15 protein-coding genes are annotated in these 17558 nt (G+C 44.4%); 5 read left to right on the forward strand and 10 right to left on the reverse strand.

All coding sequences use genetic code 11. The annotated features are described in order from the left end of the window. Positions 1-65: 65 nt before the first annotated feature. Positions 66-638: a TetR/AcrR family transcriptional regulator gene (locus HBA50_RS06055; RefSeq protein WP_045499617.1), complete on the reverse strand. Its 573-nt coding sequence runs from the start codon at positions 636-638 to the stop codon at positions 66-68. A 126-nt stretch (positions 639-764) separates the two neighbouring features. On the opposite strand from HBA50_RS06055, the gene HBA50_RS06060 reads away from it, so the two are divergent. Together HBA50_RS06060 and HBA50_RS06065 are read left to right on the forward strand one after the other, a co-directional pair. After that, positions 765-1607, forward strand: a complete 843-nt coding sequence (locus HBA50_RS06060; RefSeq protein ID WP_045499615.1) for a DegV family protein — start codon at positions 765-767, stop codon at positions 1605-1607. Positions 1608-1697: 90 nt separating this feature from the next. After that, complete coding sequence (locus HBA50_RS06065) at positions 1698-2474, forward strand: XRE family transcriptional regulator (RefSeq protein WP_045499613.1); 777 nt, start codon at positions 1698-1700, stop codon at positions 2472-2474. A gap of 17 nt (positions 2475-2491) precedes the next feature. Here HBA50_RS06065 and HBA50_RS06070 read toward each other — a convergent pair whose 3' ends face one another. The 6 genes from HBA50_RS06070 to HBA50_RS06095 form a co-directional block, all read right to left on the reverse strand. Beyond that, the gene (locus HBA50_RS06070; protein WP_243746220.1) at positions 2492-2926 is read right to left on the reverse strand and encodes a hypothetical protein; all 435 of its coding nucleotides are present in this window, start codon (positions 2924-2926) and stop codon (positions 2492-2494) included. Positions 2927-3040: 114 nt separating this feature from the next. Further along, positions 3041-3523 (reverse strand): hypothetical protein, encoded by a 483-nt coding sequence (locus HBA50_RS06075; RefSeq protein ID WP_045499609.1) that lies wholly within the window; start codon positions 3521-3523, stop codon positions 3041-3043. Then, positions 3516-4061, reverse strand: coding sequence for a DUF1697 domain-containing protein (locus HBA50_RS06080; protein ID WP_045499606.1), 546 nt, complete (start codon positions 4059-4061; stop codon positions 3516-3518). The genes HBA50_RS06075 and HBA50_RS06080 overlap by 8 nt, the downstream gene beginning before the upstream one ends. A 37-nt stretch (positions 4062-4098) precedes the next feature. Further along, positions 4099-4596, reverse strand: a complete 498-nt coding sequence (locus tag HBA50_RS06085; RefSeq protein WP_045499604.1) for a GNAT family N-acetyltransferase — start codon at positions 4594-4596, stop codon at positions 4099-4101. A 22-nt stretch (positions 4597-4618) separates the two neighbouring features. Further along, on the reverse strand, positions 4619-6607 hold the full coding sequence (gene uvrB, locus HBA50_RS06090; protein ID WP_045499601.1) for an excinuclease ABC subunit UvrB: 1989 nt from the start codon (positions 6605-6607) through the stop codon (positions 4619-4621). Positions 6608-6768: 161 nt separating this feature from the next. Then, on the reverse strand, positions 6769-7695 hold the full coding sequence (locus HBA50_RS06095; RefSeq protein ID WP_045499598.1) for a CPBP family intramembrane glutamic endopeptidase: 927 nt from the start codon (positions 7693-7695) through the stop codon (positions 6769-6771). A 166-nt stretch (positions 7696-7861) separates the two neighbouring features. Between HBA50_RS06095 and HBA50_RS06100 the strand changes: the two genes are divergently transcribed. From HBA50_RS06100 to HBA50_RS06110, 3 genes are all read left to right on the forward strand, one after another. After that, a complete protein-coding gene (locus tag HBA50_RS06100) occupies positions 7862-10036 on the forward strand; it encodes an ABC transporter substrate-binding protein/permease (RefSeq protein WP_045499595.1) in 2175 nt (724 codons plus the stop codon). Then, positions 10036-10776, forward strand: coding sequence for an amino acid ABC transporter ATP-binding protein (locus HBA50_RS06105; RefSeq protein WP_005590533.1), 741 nt, complete (start codon positions 10036-10038; stop codon positions 10774-10776). The genes HBA50_RS06100 and HBA50_RS06105 overlap by 1 nt, the downstream gene beginning before the upstream one ends. Positions 10777-11146: 370 nt before the next feature. Next, positions 11147-12673, forward strand: a complete 1527-nt coding sequence (locus tag HBA50_RS06110; protein ID WP_045499591.1) for an ATP-binding cassette domain-containing protein — start codon at positions 11147-11149, stop codon at positions 12671-12673. A gap of 75 nt (positions 12674-12748) precedes the next feature. Here HBA50_RS06110 and HBA50_RS06115 read toward each other — a convergent pair whose 3' ends face one another. From HBA50_RS06115 to HBA50_RS06125, 3 genes are all read right to left on the reverse strand, one after another. Then, positions 12749-14485: an ABC transporter ATP-binding protein gene (locus tag HBA50_RS06115; protein WP_045499588.1), complete on the reverse strand. Its 1737-nt coding sequence runs from the start codon at positions 14483-14485 to the stop codon at positions 12749-12751. Next, the gene (locus HBA50_RS06120) at positions 14475-16217 is read right to left on the reverse strand and encodes an ABC transporter ATP-binding protein (RefSeq protein WP_045499585.1); all 1743 of its coding nucleotides are present in this window, start codon (positions 16215-16217) and stop codon (positions 14475-14477) included. Before HBA50_RS06120 ends, HBA50_RS06115 begins: the two co-directional genes overlap by 11 nt. A 96-nt stretch (positions 16218-16313) precedes the next feature. Then, entirely contained in the window at positions 16314-17501 is a 1188-nt protein-coding gene (locus tag HBA50_RS06125; RefSeq protein ID WP_045499581.1) for an MFS transporter, read from the reverse strand. Positions 17502-17558: the final 57 nt, after the last annotated feature.

Consider the following 17558-nt stretch of genomic DNA (forward strand, 5'->3'; position numbering starts at 1 on the left):
TAGGTAAGTTTTCACGATCTATTATTTCAGTCTGATGTATTGGTGACAAACAGTTGTACGAACTCTTACTTTTTCTTTTTCTGTGGGAAAAGAGGCATGCCCAACGCAGCAATCTTTTCAGCTGGCACCTTCATGCCTTCTTTGATCCATTTGGAAAGCACCGAAACAACCGCAGAACTCCAGAATGAATTCATATAGGAATTAGCTGTCTTCTTTCCACCTTTGCTACGCTTTTCAAGGAAATCAAAGACCGCCTGCGTCAGCAACTTTTCAAAATTATAGTCAATAGCCAGACTAATGACACGCGCTTCCTTCTTGGCTTCCTTAAAAAGAAAAAGCCAAATCTGGTACATTTCTGTCTTGAAATTAAACTGCTCCAGCTTGTCGACAATTCCCTGAACCGTATTTTTGAAAATTCCCTCTAGGATTTCTTCTTTGGAGCTATAGTTACGATAAAAGGCTGCGCGCGAAACCCCAGCTCGCTCGACTAATTCAGAGATGGTAATCTTTTTCAAATCTTTTTTCTCTAGCAGTTGCATCAGAGAAATTTCCAAGGATTCCTTCGTAATTCGATTAGATTCTTGATTATAAATTTTTAAATTTGCGAGGGATTTTTCTGATATTTTCTTTTCCGCCATAACAATTTCTTTCTTCCTGTATCAGCTGAGAATTAAGGCTTTATATCAAAGCATCTTCATGTTATAATTGTAAGAAAAGACATGTTTTTTGTCAATGTAGAGAACTGATAGAGCAGGGGAAACTAAATGACTTGGAAAATTGTTGCCGATTCTGGCTGTGACTACCGTGAGATTACAGATCTGGCCAACCAAACAAAGTTTGAGAGCGTGCCGCTAACCATTCAGATCGATAATGAGATTTTTGTAGATAACGCTCATCTCGATATTGATGATATGATGGAAAAAATGTACGCTACTTCAACCGCTTCAAAATCAGCCTGCCCAAGCCCTGATGACTACCTCAGAAGCTTTGAAGGAGCTGAAAATATCTTTGTCGTGACAATTACGGGCTCTCTTTCTGGTAGCCACAATAGCGCCCAGCTAGCTAAAAAACTTTTCTTAGAAGAAAACCCAACAGCAAATATCCATGTTATTGACAGTCTTTCGGCTGGTGGCGAAGTTGATTTGATTGTCAAAAAATTGAACGAGCTCATCAAAGAAGGGCTTTCTTTCGAGCAAGTCGTAGAAGCCATCACCCACTACCAAGAAAATACGAAACTTCTCTTTGTACTAGCTAAGGTAGATAATCTGGTCAAGAATGGTCGGCTCAGCAAGCTGATTGGTGCAGTTGTCGGCCTCCTCAATATTCGCATGGTCGGCGAAGCCAGCGATACTGGTACTCTGGAGCTTCTCCAAAAAGCTAGAGGGGCTAAAAAGGCCCTGACTGCTGCTGTCGATGAAGTTCTGAAAGCTGGATATAAGGGCGGCCGCATTATCATTGCTCATCGCAATAACGAGAAATTTTGCCAGCAATTTTCGGAAGTCATCAAGGAAAAATTCCCAGCTGCCGACATTTCATTCCTACCAACTTCTGGACTTTGCAGCTTTTATGCGGAAGAAGGCGGCCTCTTAATGGGCTACGAAATTTAATCCTCTCCTTTTGAGCTGAATATCTGTATTCAGCTCTTTACTTTTTCGATTTAATTCGTTAAAATAGAAGAAAGAAAAGGAGTGAATATCATGGCCAGAGGACGCGGTGTCGCTAGCCCCCAGGATAAGGAGGCAATACGGCTCATTTCTAAAAAAATCAAAACTTTATTGAAGCAAAAGCAAATCAAACAAATTGAACTTTCCCGAGGAACAGGAATTCCAGCCAGCACTCTTACTGGCTATATCAAAGGAAATTCCCTACCTGTCCTAGAAAATATGCAAAAAATTGCAGACTTCTTTGATATGGATGTCCAAGAGCTGGATCCTCGCTATTTATCTGTTCATAGCCCTACACCATTTTCGCTAGAGTTCGCAGATATTTTCCAATCTCTAGACCAGAGCCGCAAGCAAGCTGTGACAGACTTTGCTAAAAAAGAGCTGGAAAATCAAACGACTGAGGAAAGATTAAAAGATGATTATTTTCCTTACAAGGTCTATGAAAGCTTCCAGACTTTCTTGAATAAGCCCGAACAGGCTGACATCGTCTGGTTAGACAAAGAGCTTGACTATGATATCGCCCTCTGGATTCGGACAGATTCGCTGGAACCCAAGTATCCGCAAGGGTCTGTAGCTCTCATCAAGAATACACATTTTGAATTTGCAGGCGCTATCTATGCCATCGATTACGACGGGCAAACCATTTTGAAAAGAGTTTTCAATGATCCAACTGGCATCCGCCTCATTTCTCTCAATAAAAAATACAGCGATAAATTTATCCCGCATCAAGAAGAACCCAAGGTCATCGGCCGTGTCATGGCCGCCTTTATGCCCTTAGATTTATCAGAACAAGCACAAAAGCCACTTTAGTACATAAAGCGGCTTTTCTATTTTTTCTTACTCCCTTTGCTTGCAATCGTGATGACTGCTGCTGTCAGAAAGAAAATAATATAAGTGGCAATTGGGAACCAGACATAGCGATGGTCCAAAGTAGGCAGTGGTAGCAAAGGTCTATGACGGCGGCTCCTCACTCCAAAGTAATGTAGCAAAAGAACCATAGGATTTATATAAAGGAGAGTATTGACTAAGTCTTTCAAAGAAGTGACCCTCTTTGCACTATTTTCACGTAGAATAGAACCATAGGCATAGTACAGTAAAACAAGAATATTTATAAACAAAGGAAAAACATAGTTACTCTTTAAATATGTGGGGAGGAAGGGGATTTGAAAAACTAGGATGCCCGTAATCATTGCAAAAAGAATAAGGACGGAGAAATCCAATAACCAAGCTAGAAAACCATGGCGCTTGAGCCATGTATTCACTTTATCTAGCCAAAGGCACTCATTCCTATTCATATTTCTATTCACATCCACACACTCCCTCTACTAGCTTGTTTGAACGGGTTTTGGAGCTAGATTCCATTGACAAGACTTGCATCAGTCAATATAGCGAACACGATTGACCTTGGTTTTCATGATATAAGGATTGACTAAATCATGGTATTCATCATATTCCCCAAATAAAAAGCCTTTTCGTAAAATAACTTCTCTCCCCTCTATCCCGTAATCCATATTGATCGGGACAGAATTTTCTGATTTGGCTATAGAGAAATGAAAGAAAATTGCAAACCATATAAACAATGCAAGAGGTACACTCAGGATCCCCCAGATGAGATGGAACCAGCGAAACTCCCTCTTTTTCAAAAAGAGAAACCATAGGTGACAAAATACGACCACTGACAGAAGAAAAAGCCAATTGTTCCACAGCAGGGGCGCAAAGGCCAAGCCAAACGGACTCAAGCTAAAATGTAGCAAGACAAAGATAAATAACAAGATATAGAGCACTAGCCAAATAACTTTAGAAAACTTCCAGCGCTTCGCTTTTTCTTCCCTTGTATCTTCCACATTTAGCTCACTCATTTCCAACCAACTCCACAATCTTCTGGAAAGTCTTACCGTTTCGGATAGTCAGTTGCTTGTAAAAGCTAGATTTGAGCAGTTTTTTATGGTAATTGGACTTAAGATAGTCCGCTTGGTCAGCATTGCTATAAAAGAAAGCCGTCTGCCCAAAATGTAGTTGCTCCTTGTCATTCGCCCAGCTGCCTGCCAGCTCTTGAACGCTCTCCCTATCTGTCTCTGGCAAATAAAAGAGAACATCGCGCCGAAAGGCTGTCTCATCTTGCCACCAAGTAGGCAGATTTGCTATTTCTTTTTCAAGCATGGCAGAGCTGACAAGGACAAAAGGCAGCGGAAAATCGTAAGACCGACTGAAATAAGCCGACAAGATATCCCGAATCCTCTCCTCCCGCTCCTCGCTATCAAAGAAAAGATTGCCGCTATTGATGTAGGAAACTGGATTTTCAAAACCCAACCCAGCCAAATCTTTCTTCAAATCAGCCATAACGACCTTGTTTTTTCCGCCAACATTGATGCCGCGGAGTAAAAGTGCATAACGCATGTGGTGCTCCTTAAAAATATATCTATTGTTTTTCAGACTAACTGTTTGAGTTTCTCATGTAAATCATCCGTTTTTCTTTCACAGCTTTTCCTAGGTCAATGACCTTTTCCTCGCCGTCAAAAACAAAACCCATTTTTCCATAGAAAGCGATGGCACGTTTGTTATCTTCTAACACCCATAATAAAATCTCTGGATAACTATCCAAGGCAGCAAATGCAGCCTGCATGAGCTGATGTCCTACACCCTTGCCATAATAATCTTTTAAGACATACAAAGCGATAATTTCACCCGCTATCGTAGCTGGATCTCGAAAATCACCGTAGCTAACAAAACCGACCACTTTAGCATCATCCAAGGCGATCAAGGTATTTTCAGGATACTTTTGACTATAAAATCGGCACTTATCCAAGGTCATTTGCTCTTGAAATTCCGCAGGCAAAATCTCATCATAAGCTTCTCGCCATGTCTGCCAATGAACTCTGGATTTCTCTTCTATCTCCTCAGCTGTTTCCATTGTTTTGATAGTGATGACCATTTGTTTTTCTCCTTGATATCCCTCAATCCATCGCCTTTATTTCCAGAATCATATCGCGAATCTGTGCGGCCAGTTCGAAGTCCAGAAGTCCGGCAGCTTCTTGCATCTGACCTTCCAGTTTCTTGATCATGTCCTTGCGCTCTTGCTTGCTGAGGCTTTCAATTTCGACAGTTTCTTCCTTGTCTGGCAGGGCAGCCTTGGTCACACTGATCAGGTCACGGATTTCTTTCTTGATGGTCTGCGGTACAATGCCATGCTCTTCATTGTAAGCCATCTGGATTGCCCGACGGCGGGCAGTTTCATCGATAGCTCGCTGCATGGACTGGGTCATAGTGTCGGCATACATAATCACATGCCCCTCACTGTTTCGGGCTGCCCGTCCAATAGTCTGGATAAGGCCACGTTCGTTGCGGAGGAAACCTTCCTTGTCCGCATCAAGAATTGCTACCAGACTAACCTCCGGAACGTCGATTCCCTCGCGCAGCAGGTTAATCCCAACCAAAACATCAAAGACACCCAAGCGCAAATCACGGATAATCTCAGTCCGCTCCAAGGTCTTGATGTCCGAGTGCATGTATTTGACCTTGACACCCATTTCCTTGAAGTAGTCCGTCAAATCTTCCGCCATCTTCTTGGTCAGGGTTGTGATAAAGGTCCGCTCATTCTTTTCGACACGAGCATTGATTTCGCCCAAAAGATCATCGATTTGCCCCATGGTTGGACGGACTTCCACTTCAGGATCCAGAAGCCCTGTCGGCCGGATAATCTGCTCAATAACAGTATCCGTCTGCTCTTTCTCATAGTCGCCCGGCGTAGCCGATACATAGACAATCTGGTGAACATGACTCTCAAATTCTTCTCGGCGCAGCGGACGGTTGTCCAAGGCAGACGGCAAGCGGAAGCCATAATTAACCAGCATCTCCTTCCGAGAGCGGTCACCATTGTACATGCCCCGAATCTGTCCCATGGTCATGTGACTCTCGTCAATCATAATCAAGAAATCATCAGGGAAAAAGTCCAGAAGGGTATAAGGCGGCTCTCCTTCGCTCCGACCATCCATGTGGCGAGAATAGTTCTCAACGCCGTTTGTATAGCCCATCTCGCGCAACATTTCGATATCGTACTCCGTGCGCTGCTTCAAGCGCTGGGCTTCCAGCAGCTTGCCTTCCTTCTCAAAGATAGCTAGCTGCTCCTCCAGCTCAGCCTGAATCTTGGCAATGGCTACTTCCATGTGGTCTTCATTGGTCACGAAGTGAGTGGCTGGGAAGATGGCCAAATGATCCACCTCACCCAAGACTCGACCGGTCAAGGCTTCGACTTCACGAATCCGGTCAATCTCATCTCCGAAAAACTCCACCCGAAAGGCATGTTCATCCCGAGAAGCTGGGAAAATCTCCACCACATCGCCTCGAACACGGAATTTACCCCGCTGAAAGTCAATGTCATTGCGCTCAAACTGGATATCTACCAGATCATTAAGTAGCTTGTCACGGGAAATTTCAAGGCCTGGACGCAGACTAACCACGCTATCAGAGTATTCCTTAGGCGATCCCAGACCATAGATACAAGAGACCGAAGCCACGACAATCACATCATTGCGCTCCAAGAGGGCTGATGTCGCTGAGTGACGGAGCTTGTCAATCTCATCATTGACCGAGCTATCCTTTTCGATATAGGTATCGCTGGAAGGCACATAGGCCTCAGGCTGATAGTAATCATAGTAGGAAACGAAGTATTCCACGGCGTTATTGGGGAAGAACTCCTTGAACTCACCATAAAGCTGACCGGCCAGCGTTTTATTATGGGCGATAACCAGAGTCGGCTTATTGACCCGAGCGATAACCTGACTCATGGTATAGGTCTTACCAGTACCCGTCGCCCCCATGAGAATCTGGGCTTTCTCGCCCCCCTCGATATTGTCCACCAACTGCTCAATAGCCTGTGGCTGGTCACCTGAAGGCTCATATTTAGAAACCAATTCAAATTTATTATCTGTTATTCTGTTAATCATCTTTTATTCCTTAAATTGTGCTTCTATCATTTTACCATATTTGCCCTATTTTCTCTGGATTTGGGTGTAGGTAGAATGGCCAAGCTTCTACCATCGTCTATCTCTTGTCACACATCTCGTTAAAAGACATAAAAAAGGCCCAGCTAAACTGGGAGGAATGGTTATTTCTTAAAGATCAGCGCCTGAGGCAGACGATTTTCTTTCTTGAGTGACCAGTAGAGATAGGCAACGCAGCCAATCAAGACTATACTGGCAAAAATAGATCCTTCAGCACCGAAAGCTCCACCGGACAGCAAATCCACAGAAGATTGTGAGCTATAGTTCAAGATTGAAGTAGATGCTCCTTGGCCACTGACCTGAATACCATAGATATTCCCTTGCACAAAATTCCAAGCGCCGTGCATACCAGCCAGTACCCACATATTGTCATACTTGAGCATAAGGAAACAAGCAAAGATACCGTCTAGTATGATATTGACAATAGAAAGAATGGTCACACCAGGGTTAAAGAGGTGCAGTGCCCCGAATAGAGCACTAGAAATCAAGATACCAATGAAGATATTTGACTTAGCGCTAACGGCTGGAAAGAGCCAACCACGCGTCACTAGCTCTTCTGTCCCACCTTGGAGAATCCAGAAAGGAATGATAGCTAGGACAAAAATCAAAGACTGCAAATTCACCTGACCAAATTTCAGACTGCCTGTCCCCGTTACCAAGAGCAAGACAACAACCAGTGAAAACTGAACGGCTCCAATAAGGAAGCCTCTGCCCAGTTCTTTCAGCCATCCTTCCTTAAAGAAACCCAGGCTGGAGAAAGCTCTCTTTTCTCGAAACTTGACCCACAGAAAAACAAGTAAGGCCATAAAGAAAAAACTACCCAGCTGAAAAAAGATATAATAATGCCCGAACACTTCCATAAGTGTAGCCCGGTCAGCTATCGGATTTACCATGGCAAGCACAGTTCCAATGATGATCCCTGCAAAGATTTCTCCTACGTGGATAAAGCCAATGGAGATCAGAACTGCTAACCAAATAGGAGGAATGTAGCGCGACAGCTTCACATTATCTAACATGCGTGATTTAAACATAGAAATCTCCTTTCATCATTTATTTATTATAACATATTTTATCATAATAGTATAATAGGTAATATTCATCGTTATGTAAGAAAATATAACATTAAAATAGAAAATATTTGCCTTTCTTAAATTTTTCTGATATAATCAAAAAATATTCAACTAAAGGAGAGAAAATATGAAGAAAAAGATCATAGCTTTTCTGCTAGCGTTATTCCCTATCCTTGCGCTAGGGACAACCACTCACGCAGATACCATCAAAATCGTATCTGACACGGCTTATGCCCCATTTGAATTTAAAGATTCCGATCAAACCTATAAAGGGATTGATGTAGATATTATCAATAAAGTTGCTGAAATCAAAGGCTGGGCATATGAAATGTCCTTCCCTGGCTTTGACGCTGCTGTCAATGCCGTTCAAGCAGGACAGGCCGATGCCATTATGGCAGGTATGACCAAGACTGCTGAACGCGAAAAAGTCTTTACCATGTCTGATACATATTATGACACAAAAGTTGTCATCGCAACGACCAAGGCTAATACAGTAAAATCTTACGATCAGCTCAAAGGAAAGACTGTCGGAGTCAAAAATGGTACAGCCGCACAACGTTTCCTTGAAAAGATCAAGGACAAATACGGCTTTACTATCAAAACGTTTGATACAGGCGACCTTATGTATAACAGCCTAACAGCTGGAGCCGTTGATGCAGCTATGGATGACCAACCTGTTATCGAGTATGCAATCAGCCAAGGACAAGATCTGAAAATCTCAATGAAGGGTGAGGCCGTTGGTAGCTTCGCATTTGGTGTCAAAAAAGGAAGCAAATACGAATATCTGGTGACGGAGTTTAACGAAGCCTTGGCGCAGATGAAAAAAGATGGTACCTTGAAGGACATCATCACCAAGTGGACTGCCGCTTCTGGCACTTCAACCAACTCAGCAGTACCAGAGACGACAACCAAATCGGGGCAAAAAGCTACTCCAGTCAAAGCTAAATATACGATTGCCAGTGACTCATCTTTTGCTCCTTTCGTTTTCCAAAATGATAGCAACCAATACACTGGTATTGATATGGACTTGATCAAGGCCATTGCCGAAGACCAAGGTTTTACACTGGAAATCTCTAATCCTGGCTTTGACGCTGCCATCAATGCCGTTCAATCTGGACAGGCTGACGGGATGATTGCTGGGATGTCTGTGACAGAGGCCCGCAAAGAAACCTTTAATTTCTCTGAACCATACTACACTGCTAACTCTATCCTTGCGGTGACAGAATCAAGCACTATTAGCTCCTATGAAGACTTAAAAGGAAAGACCGTCGGAGTCAAGAACGGTACGGCCTCTCAAACCTTCCTCGTCGAAAACCAAAGCAAATACGGCTACAAAATCAAAACATTTTCAGACGGTTCTTCTATGTATGATAGTCTGAACTCTGGCTCTGTCGCTGCTATTATGGACGACGAGCCCGTTGTCAAATATGCCATCAACCAAGGCAAGAAAATGAAAACGCCAATCGAGGGAACCCCTAGTGGTGAAGTTGCTTTTGCAGTAAAAGCAGGCACCAACCCTGAACTCATCGAGATGTTCAATAATGGTTTGGCTAATCTAAAAGCGAATGGTAAATATCAAGAAATTCTTGATAAATATCTCTCAGCTGAGAAGGATAATTCCACAACCGTTGATGAAACAACTATCTGGGGACTTCTCCAAAACAACTACAAACAGCTGTTAAGCGGACTTGGAATTACCATTGCTTTAGCACTGATCTCCTTTGCGATTGCCATGGTGATCGGGATTATCTTTGGGATGTTTAGCGTCAGCCCTATCAAAGCGCTTCGCATCATTTCAGAAATTTTTGTTGACGTTATTCGTGGTATTCCACTTATGATTCTGGCAGCCTTCATTTTCTGGGGAATTCCAAATCTCCTTGAATCTATGACTGGTCAGCAAAGTCCGATTAACGACTTCGTTGCAGGAACAATTGCTCTGTCACTCAATGCTGGTGCTTATATCGCTGAGATTGTTCGCGGAGGGATTCAAGCCGTTCCAGTCGGACAGATGGAAGCTAGCCGAAGTCTGGGGATCTCGTATGGAAAAACCATGCGCAAGATTATCCTGCCTCAAGCAACCAAGATTATGCTGCCAAACTTTGTCAACCAGTTCGTCATCGCTCTCAAGGATACAACTATCGTATCAGCTATCGGACTTGTTGAGCTCTTCCAAACAGGTAAAATCATCATTGCCCGTAACTATCAGAGCTTCAAGATGTATGCTATCCTAGCAGTGCTTTACTTGGTCATCATCACACTCTTAACAAGATTGGCTAAACGCTTAGAAAAGAGGATTCACTAATGGCTAAATTAAAAATTGATGTTAATGATTTACATAAATACTATGGTGAGAATGAAGTCCTAAAAGGGATTAGTGCTAAGTTTTATGAGGGAGATGTTGTTTGTATCATCGGTCCTTCTGGATCAGGTAAATCAACTTTCCTACGCAGCCTGAACCTACTTGAAGAAGTAACTAGTGGGACCATTACTGTCAACGGTTATGACTTGACAGACAAGGCTACCAATGTAGACCATGTTCGTGAAGATATTGGAATGGTTTTCCAGCACTTCAACCTCTTCCCACACATGACTGTCCTGCAAAATATCACCTTTGCTCCTGTTGAGCATAAGCGAATGAGCCAAGCTGATGCAGACAAACTTGGTATGGAGCTCTTGGAGAAGGTTGGGCTGGCAGACAAGGCTGATGCCAAACCAGACAGTTTGTCAGGAGGACAAAAACAGCGGGTGGCCATCGCTCGAGGATTGGCTATGAACCCGGACATTATGCTCTTTGACGAACCGACTTCTGCCCTTGACCCTGAAATGGTCGGCGACGTTCTCAACGTTATGAAGGATCTAGCTCAGCAAGGTATGACCATGCTGATCGTGACTCACGAAATGGGCTTTGCCCGTCAGGTCGCTAATCGTGTCATCTTCACTGCTGACGGTGAATTCCTAGAAGACGGCAAACCAGATCAAATCTTCGATAACCCTCAGCATCCACGCCTCAAGGACTTCTTGGACAAGGTACTCAATGTATAAACATGACGAATCCTGAAAGTAATCTTTCAGGATTTTTATTGACTTATTTTGCACTTTTTGCTAGACTAAAGGTAGAATGATTTCGGAGGTACACGGAGACATGAAAAATTAAGTCTATTTTTTAAAGGAAACTTTATTTAGTAGATTTTGTCATGTTTCTGCATATCCGCGGGACTTTCGTTTTTTTGTGCTTTCAAGCTTCTATGCCTTATCTTTAGATTAATCCTGACACTCCTATGACAGTGCAAGATGAAAGCCTACAAACGAATGCCCCTATTTGGACACTCCTGTGTCTTCTTTGTGCAATCTCAACAGCTCTGCTAAATAAAGCAGGGCTGTATTTTGTATGAAGAAAACGAAGGAGACATCTATGCTTCAAATAAGAAATCTAACGATCACCCACCTAAAAGACCTGAAAGAGTTAGTCAAAGATTTGTCACTGACTGTCAATCAAGGAGACAAGGTCGCTATTATCGGCGAGGAAGGCAATGGCAAGTCTACCCTGCTCAAGCTCCTGCTAGACGAGCGACTGGTCAGCTCTTATGTCAGCTACAGCGGACATATTGATAAGTCCTATACCGCTGCTGTTTATCTGCCCCAGCAACTGCCTTCAGAGGATGCCCAACTGACGCTCAATGACTATTTCTTTGCTGATTTTGAGACAGAGCTGGACTATGCTAAGCTCTACCGCTATGCTGGGGAGCTCAACTTTGACAGCCAGCGCTTTGCCAGTCAGCAGCAGCTCTCTAGCCTATCTGGAGGAGAAAAACTCAAGGTCCAGCTCATCAAGAAACTAGCCAGTGATTGGGACATTCTCTTTCTTGACGAGCCCTCTAATGACCTCGATCTTGAAACTTTGACTTGGCTGGAAAACTTTATCAGCCACAGCCAGAGAACAGTTCTTTTCGTCTCTCACGACGAACACTTTCTCGCTCAAGCCGCGACCAAGATTGTTCATCTGGAGCGAATCAAAAAGAAGCAGGAGGCTAGAACCAGCGTCAAAAGTCTGGACTACGAAAATTACCGCCATCAGCGTCAGGAGGCTTTTGAAAAACAGGGGCAACTAGCACGAAAAGAGCGAGAAGAACACGCTAAGACTATGGAAAAACACCGACGGGTTAAACAAAATGTTGAAAATGCCTTGAGAAATACCAAAAATGATGTCCAAGGCCGACTATTAGCCAAGAAGATGAAAAACGTCCTCTCACAGGGCAAACGATTTGAAAAGGCAGGGGCTGAAATGACCGAAATCCCGACACAGGAAGATGATATCAGCCTTCACTTCTCAGACATAGAAGCTCTGCCATTGACCAAAAGAATCCTGAAATTAGAAGGAATGAAACTGGAAACAAACGAACGACAACTGGCGAAGAACCTGACTCTGGAGGTCTGCGGTCAGGAAAAAATCGGACTGATTGGTGCTAATGGTGCAGGCAAATCTACTCTACTTAAAGAAATATGGAAGATCCTGCGTGATCGGACAGATATGCGAGTCGGTTATATGCCCCAGCATTATGGCGACTTGCTGGATGATGAGAGCAGTCCCTTGGACTTTCTGGCTCCCTCTGGCGACAAGTCCCAGAAGGAGAAAATCCTAACGCATCTAGCCAGTCTCCAGTTCACGCGCGACGAGACCCGTCACCCGATTGGGCAGCTTTCCGGTGGTCAAAAAGCCAAGCTCCTCCTGCTCAAACTAGTCCTAGACCGTCCCAATGTCCTCCTTCTGGACGAGCCAACCCGCAACTTCTCTCCCACCTCTCAGCCTCAGGTTCGCCAGCTTTTGGCGACCTATCCTGGCGCCATTATCGCTGTCTCCCACGACCGAATCTTTCTCAAAGAAGTCTGCCAGAAGATTTATAAACTGACGGAGACAGGGTTGGAAGAAGTTGAACTATAAGCAAAAAGAGTTGGAAATTCCAACTCTTTTCGTTTTGTTTAGCATCAATCTGTGAACTTTAATAAAGCTCCCCTTCTACTCCTGCGCCGTCTGCATTTGGTAATAAACACCTCTGGCTGCCATGAGCTCCTGGTGATTCCCATGTTCGACGATATTGCCATCTACCATGACGAGGATGATGTCAGCATTTTGAATAGTAGACAGGCGATGGGCGATGATAAAGCTAGTACGACCCACCATGAGCTTGCTGAAAGCCTCCTGAATCAAGACTTCTGTCCGGGTATCAATGGAGGAAGTCGCTTCATCCAAGATTAGGATTTTAGGAACAGCCAGGAAGACGCGCGCGATGGTTAATAGCTGGCGCTGACCTTGAGACAGGGAGTCCCCAGCATCCGCCAGATAGGTGTCATAGCCCTGAGGCAACTGCTGGATAAAGAAATGCGCATTGGCCGCCTTGGCAGCTGCAATAACCTCTTCTCGGCTGGCGTCTGGCCGGCCAAAAGCTATGTTATCATGAATGGTTGCCGTCTTGAGCCAAGTCTCCTGTAGTACCATACCGAACTGCTGACGATAAGAAGCTCTGGTGTAATGACTGATGGGAACATCGTCTAGCGAAATAAGACCACTGTCTACATTGTAAAAGCGCATGAGGAGATTGATCAGGGTTGACTTACCAGCACCAGTTGGCCCGACAATAGCAACCTTACTAGCTGCTGGAATCCTTATATTCAAATCCTGAATCAGCTCTTTGCCGGACTCATAGCCAAAAGCCACATGCTCAAAGCTAATCTGTCCTCTGACATCTTCAGACTGGAGGATTTCCTGACCAGACTCTGCTATTTCTTCTTGGTCCAAAACGCTGTAAATCCGCTCTGCACAAGCTAAAGCGCTCTGCAATTCTGACATGACTGACGATATATCGTTGAAAGGCTTGGTGTACTGGTTGACGTAGTTGAGAAAAGTTACCAGCTGCCCAACCGTAAAGCCTGTTCCCTGAATGATTCGGACAGCCCCAAAGCCCACAATCAAAGCATAGATCAGGGCATTGATAAAACGAGTCGAAGGATTGACCGTCGAAGAATAGAAAATAGCCGCCTGAGAATAGTCAGCATAGGTTTGATTACTGCGAGTAAAAGCTGTATCAAACTGCTCCTGAGCATTAAAAGCCTGAATCAAACTTTCCTGGGTCAAACTTTCCTCAATCAGCTGGGTCTGCGCTCCTCTTGCCTGCGTCTGACGTTGGAAAAAGCTAAAACTCTTTTTAGCTATAAAGCTCGCCAAGAAAAGAGAAAGGGGCGTCAAAAGCAAAACCAAAAGCAGGAGGAAAAAGTCCAATCTGGCCATGCTAATGATGGTCACTAAAATTGTCAGCAAACCCACAAAAAATTGATTGAAAACCATAAGCAGGCCATTGCTAAGCTGCTCCAAGTCCGTCGTCACCCGACTAACCAAGTCACCGGTTCCCTGCCGATCCAGATAGGCCAAAGGCAGATAGTGTACTTTCTTGATAACGCCCTGTCGGAGCTGCTGACTGTAGCGATAGACCAGCTGATTATAGAGCAAGGGATTGAGCCACTGAATCAGCGTATTGGCTAAAATAACCAGCAGCATCTGGCCCAAGATCGGCATCAAATGTTGCTCCGCTTGAGGGAGAAGAACGCTATCAACCGCATTTCCAATTAAAACTGGGAGAAGAACAGTCAGAGCTACTTGAGCCACCGTTCCCAGACTAGCTAGGACAAAGAGCCAGCGCGCCTGCAGCAAATCTCGAGTCAAACGCCTCAAGCTGCTAGATGATTTCTTATGCTTCATGCTTGTCCTCCTCTCCTTGACTATGCTGTGAGTTATGAATTTCTCGGTAAATGGCAGAGCTGACTAAGAGTTCCTCATGGCGACCAAGAGCCACCTGTTCTCCCTTATCCAGCACTATGATTTGATCCGCTGAGCGCAAGCTATTGGTCCGCTGAGAGATCAAGACCAGACTGGTCTCTGTCAATTCATTCTTAATAGCCTGCAGGAGTCTTGCCTCTGTCAAATAGTCCAGAGCAGAGGTTGCATCATCTAAAACCAAGAAAGGCGCCCTCCGCAAGACAGCTCTGGCGATGGTTAAACGCTGACGCTGACCGCCAGAAAAATTCCGGCCAAAGGCCTCTACAGTCGCATCCAAGCCACCTTCCTTCTGAGAGACAAAGTCTGCCGCCTGAGCAATCTCTAAGGCCTGCCACAAGTCTGCATCTGTTGGCTTGTTTGACAATCCTAAAGTCAGATTGGAGCGAACAGTTCCTTGGAAAAGCTCCGCCTTCTGAGGTACCAGACTAATCCAAGACCGCCATTCGCTGAGATTTTTAGGACTGCGCCCTTGGGAAAAGATGGTCAACTGACCAGCAGCCACAGGATAAAGATGAGCCAGCAGCTGGACTAGGGTCGACTTCCCTGAACCTGTCCCGCCAATAACACCTAAAGTCTGACCGCTTTTCAAATCAAAAGTCAGACCAGTCAAGGCTGGACTAGCTGCATTGGGATAGGAAAAGCTGACCTCCTGGACTTTAATGGCTTGATACGGCAGAGCTGTTTCCTGCACTAATTCCTGCAGGACATCTTCTTCTGCTTGCTCGAAGACCTGACTGATGCGACCTGCACTGATATAGCTTTGATTGAGTGAGTTGACCAACATAGCCAGCTTGAGCAATTCCACCAAAATTTGCAATAAATAATTGACCAAGGCCACTAGCATCCCCTGGGTCAGCAAGCCCTTGCCGATAAAGCTATTCCCCTGCCAAATCACAGCAATCAGAGTACCATTGACTGTGAGAAAGGTCAGAGGGCTAATCAGACTAGCCAGAGCTCCCGTCCTGATTTGCCAGGTTTTATAGAGCTCATTGCGATTGCGGAAACTCTGAATCTCGCGCTGGGTCTGACCGAAAGCTCTTATAACCCGCATGCCCTGCAGTTGCTCACGCGTCAAATTGACTAGTTGGTCTGTCAGTTGACGAATCTTAGCATAGAGGGGATTCATCAGACGAGACATGAAAACGATAATAGCCGTTAAAATCGCCACCATGAGCAAGAACCACAAGGTAATGGTCGGACTGATAGTAAAGGCCATGATGATAGAGCCAAAAACGATAATGGGCGCCCTCAGGAAGAGACGAAGAAACTGATTGATGCCCGTCTGAATCTGATAGGTGTCGCTCGTCAGCCGAGTCACCAAGCTAGAAGTCGTCAGCTCATCCCGACTAGCCTTGGGCAAGCGTAGAATCTTTTGATAGAGGTCGCTTGTCATCTGGCGGGTAAAGCCCACTGCTGCCTTTGACGAATAATACTGGGCCACCACCGCTACTACCACGCCAAGCGCAGCCAAACCCATCAAAAGAAAAACCATCCAGTAGAGATGGGAGCTGTCCTTTCGAGGAATAGTTTCGTCCACAATCCCCGCAATCAAAATCGGAACCAAGAGTTCAAAACTAGCTTCCAAAAGCTTGAACAAAGGCCCCAGCAAAGACTCCCTGATATAGCCTTTGAAATATCTCAATAAATCTTTCATACTGCCTACTTCTCCATTAAACTGTTTCTATTTTATCATAATTTTCAAAGGGAAAAAAATATTCTCCTTCTGACCAGCAGAAAGAGAACATTGATATTAGACTTCTTGTAAGTTCTGGCTTATTTTCTTTAGACCCATATGCAAAAATGGCGTTACAGCTAGTAAGAAGCCACCTAAAACTATAAAAGTCGAGTCGAAGCCAAGATTATCAATCAGCCAGCCAGTCAGAGGGAAAATGACAATCATGCTCAGGCTGAACATCATAGAATAGACACTAAGCATGGTCGCCCGCACTTCACTTGGCAGCTGCTTTTGTAAATCGTTGTCAAAAATCGGCTGGAAAAGAGCATACAAGGCGTTGCTGATTAGATAAATCAAAATATAAATGACTGGAGTTCCAAAATAGGACAGCAGGTAGCTTGCTCCAGTTAGAAGAACCACTGAAGGAAAGAGTTTTAAGGCAGAATATTTCTTTCCAATCATACTCGCCAGATAGACCGCCAAGATATTCAAAGCACTGCCAATTAGCATGACTACCGAAATCTGCCAATCTTTTAAATCAGGCAATTGATTTTGATAGTAAAAATAAAACATACACATCAGTGTTCCGATGATTTGGGAAAGAATCATCCAGATGAAAAGGCTGGGATTTCTCTGCAACTCCTCTTTGACAGCCCAAATAATCTTTTTCATGGTCAGGCGTTCTGCTTTCTCTGCTTTGACACTTGGCTCCTTCAGCATCCAAGTCAGGAAAAGAACGATGACAGAGGTGCCAATCATGATATAGTAGGTCAGATGCAATTGTCCATGGACAAAAAATCCAGCCCAGACCGTTCCCAAAGACCGGGTCGCTTCAGCCACCCCAGACATAAAACTGGAGATGGATAAGTAACGTTCCTTGAGTCCGGCCTCCACAGATGAATCATAGACCATGGCTGCGCTTGTCCCCGAATCAAAATTATAGGACCAAGCACTGATCATCATAGCCAGTGCATAAACCCAAAAGTTCCCCTGCCCGGACAACATGAGAACAGAAGACACAATCCCGGCTATCCGGCTCAGATACAGATTGGTCTTGTAGGAGAAGCGATCCGCCAACATCCCAGAAGGAATTTCACAAATGACGCTGGTCGCATGAAAGATACTTTCCAAAAGCCCAATCTGCCAAAGAGACATACCATTTTGACTTAGAAATAAAATCCAAAAACTAGTAATGCCTAGAAAGGCAAAAAATTCAACTCCGGCCATAAGACCGATATTTTTCCGATAACTTCTTTTAAACATATTTTCTCCTTTAACAAGTGTTTTATATTGCTATTATTTGTCACTTGTTAATCTGCT

Source organism: Streptococcus cristatus ATCC 51100 (assembly GCF_011612585.1).
Classification (GTDB): Bacteria; Bacillota; Bacilli; order Lactobacillales; family Streptococcaceae; genus Streptococcus; species Streptococcus cristatus_H.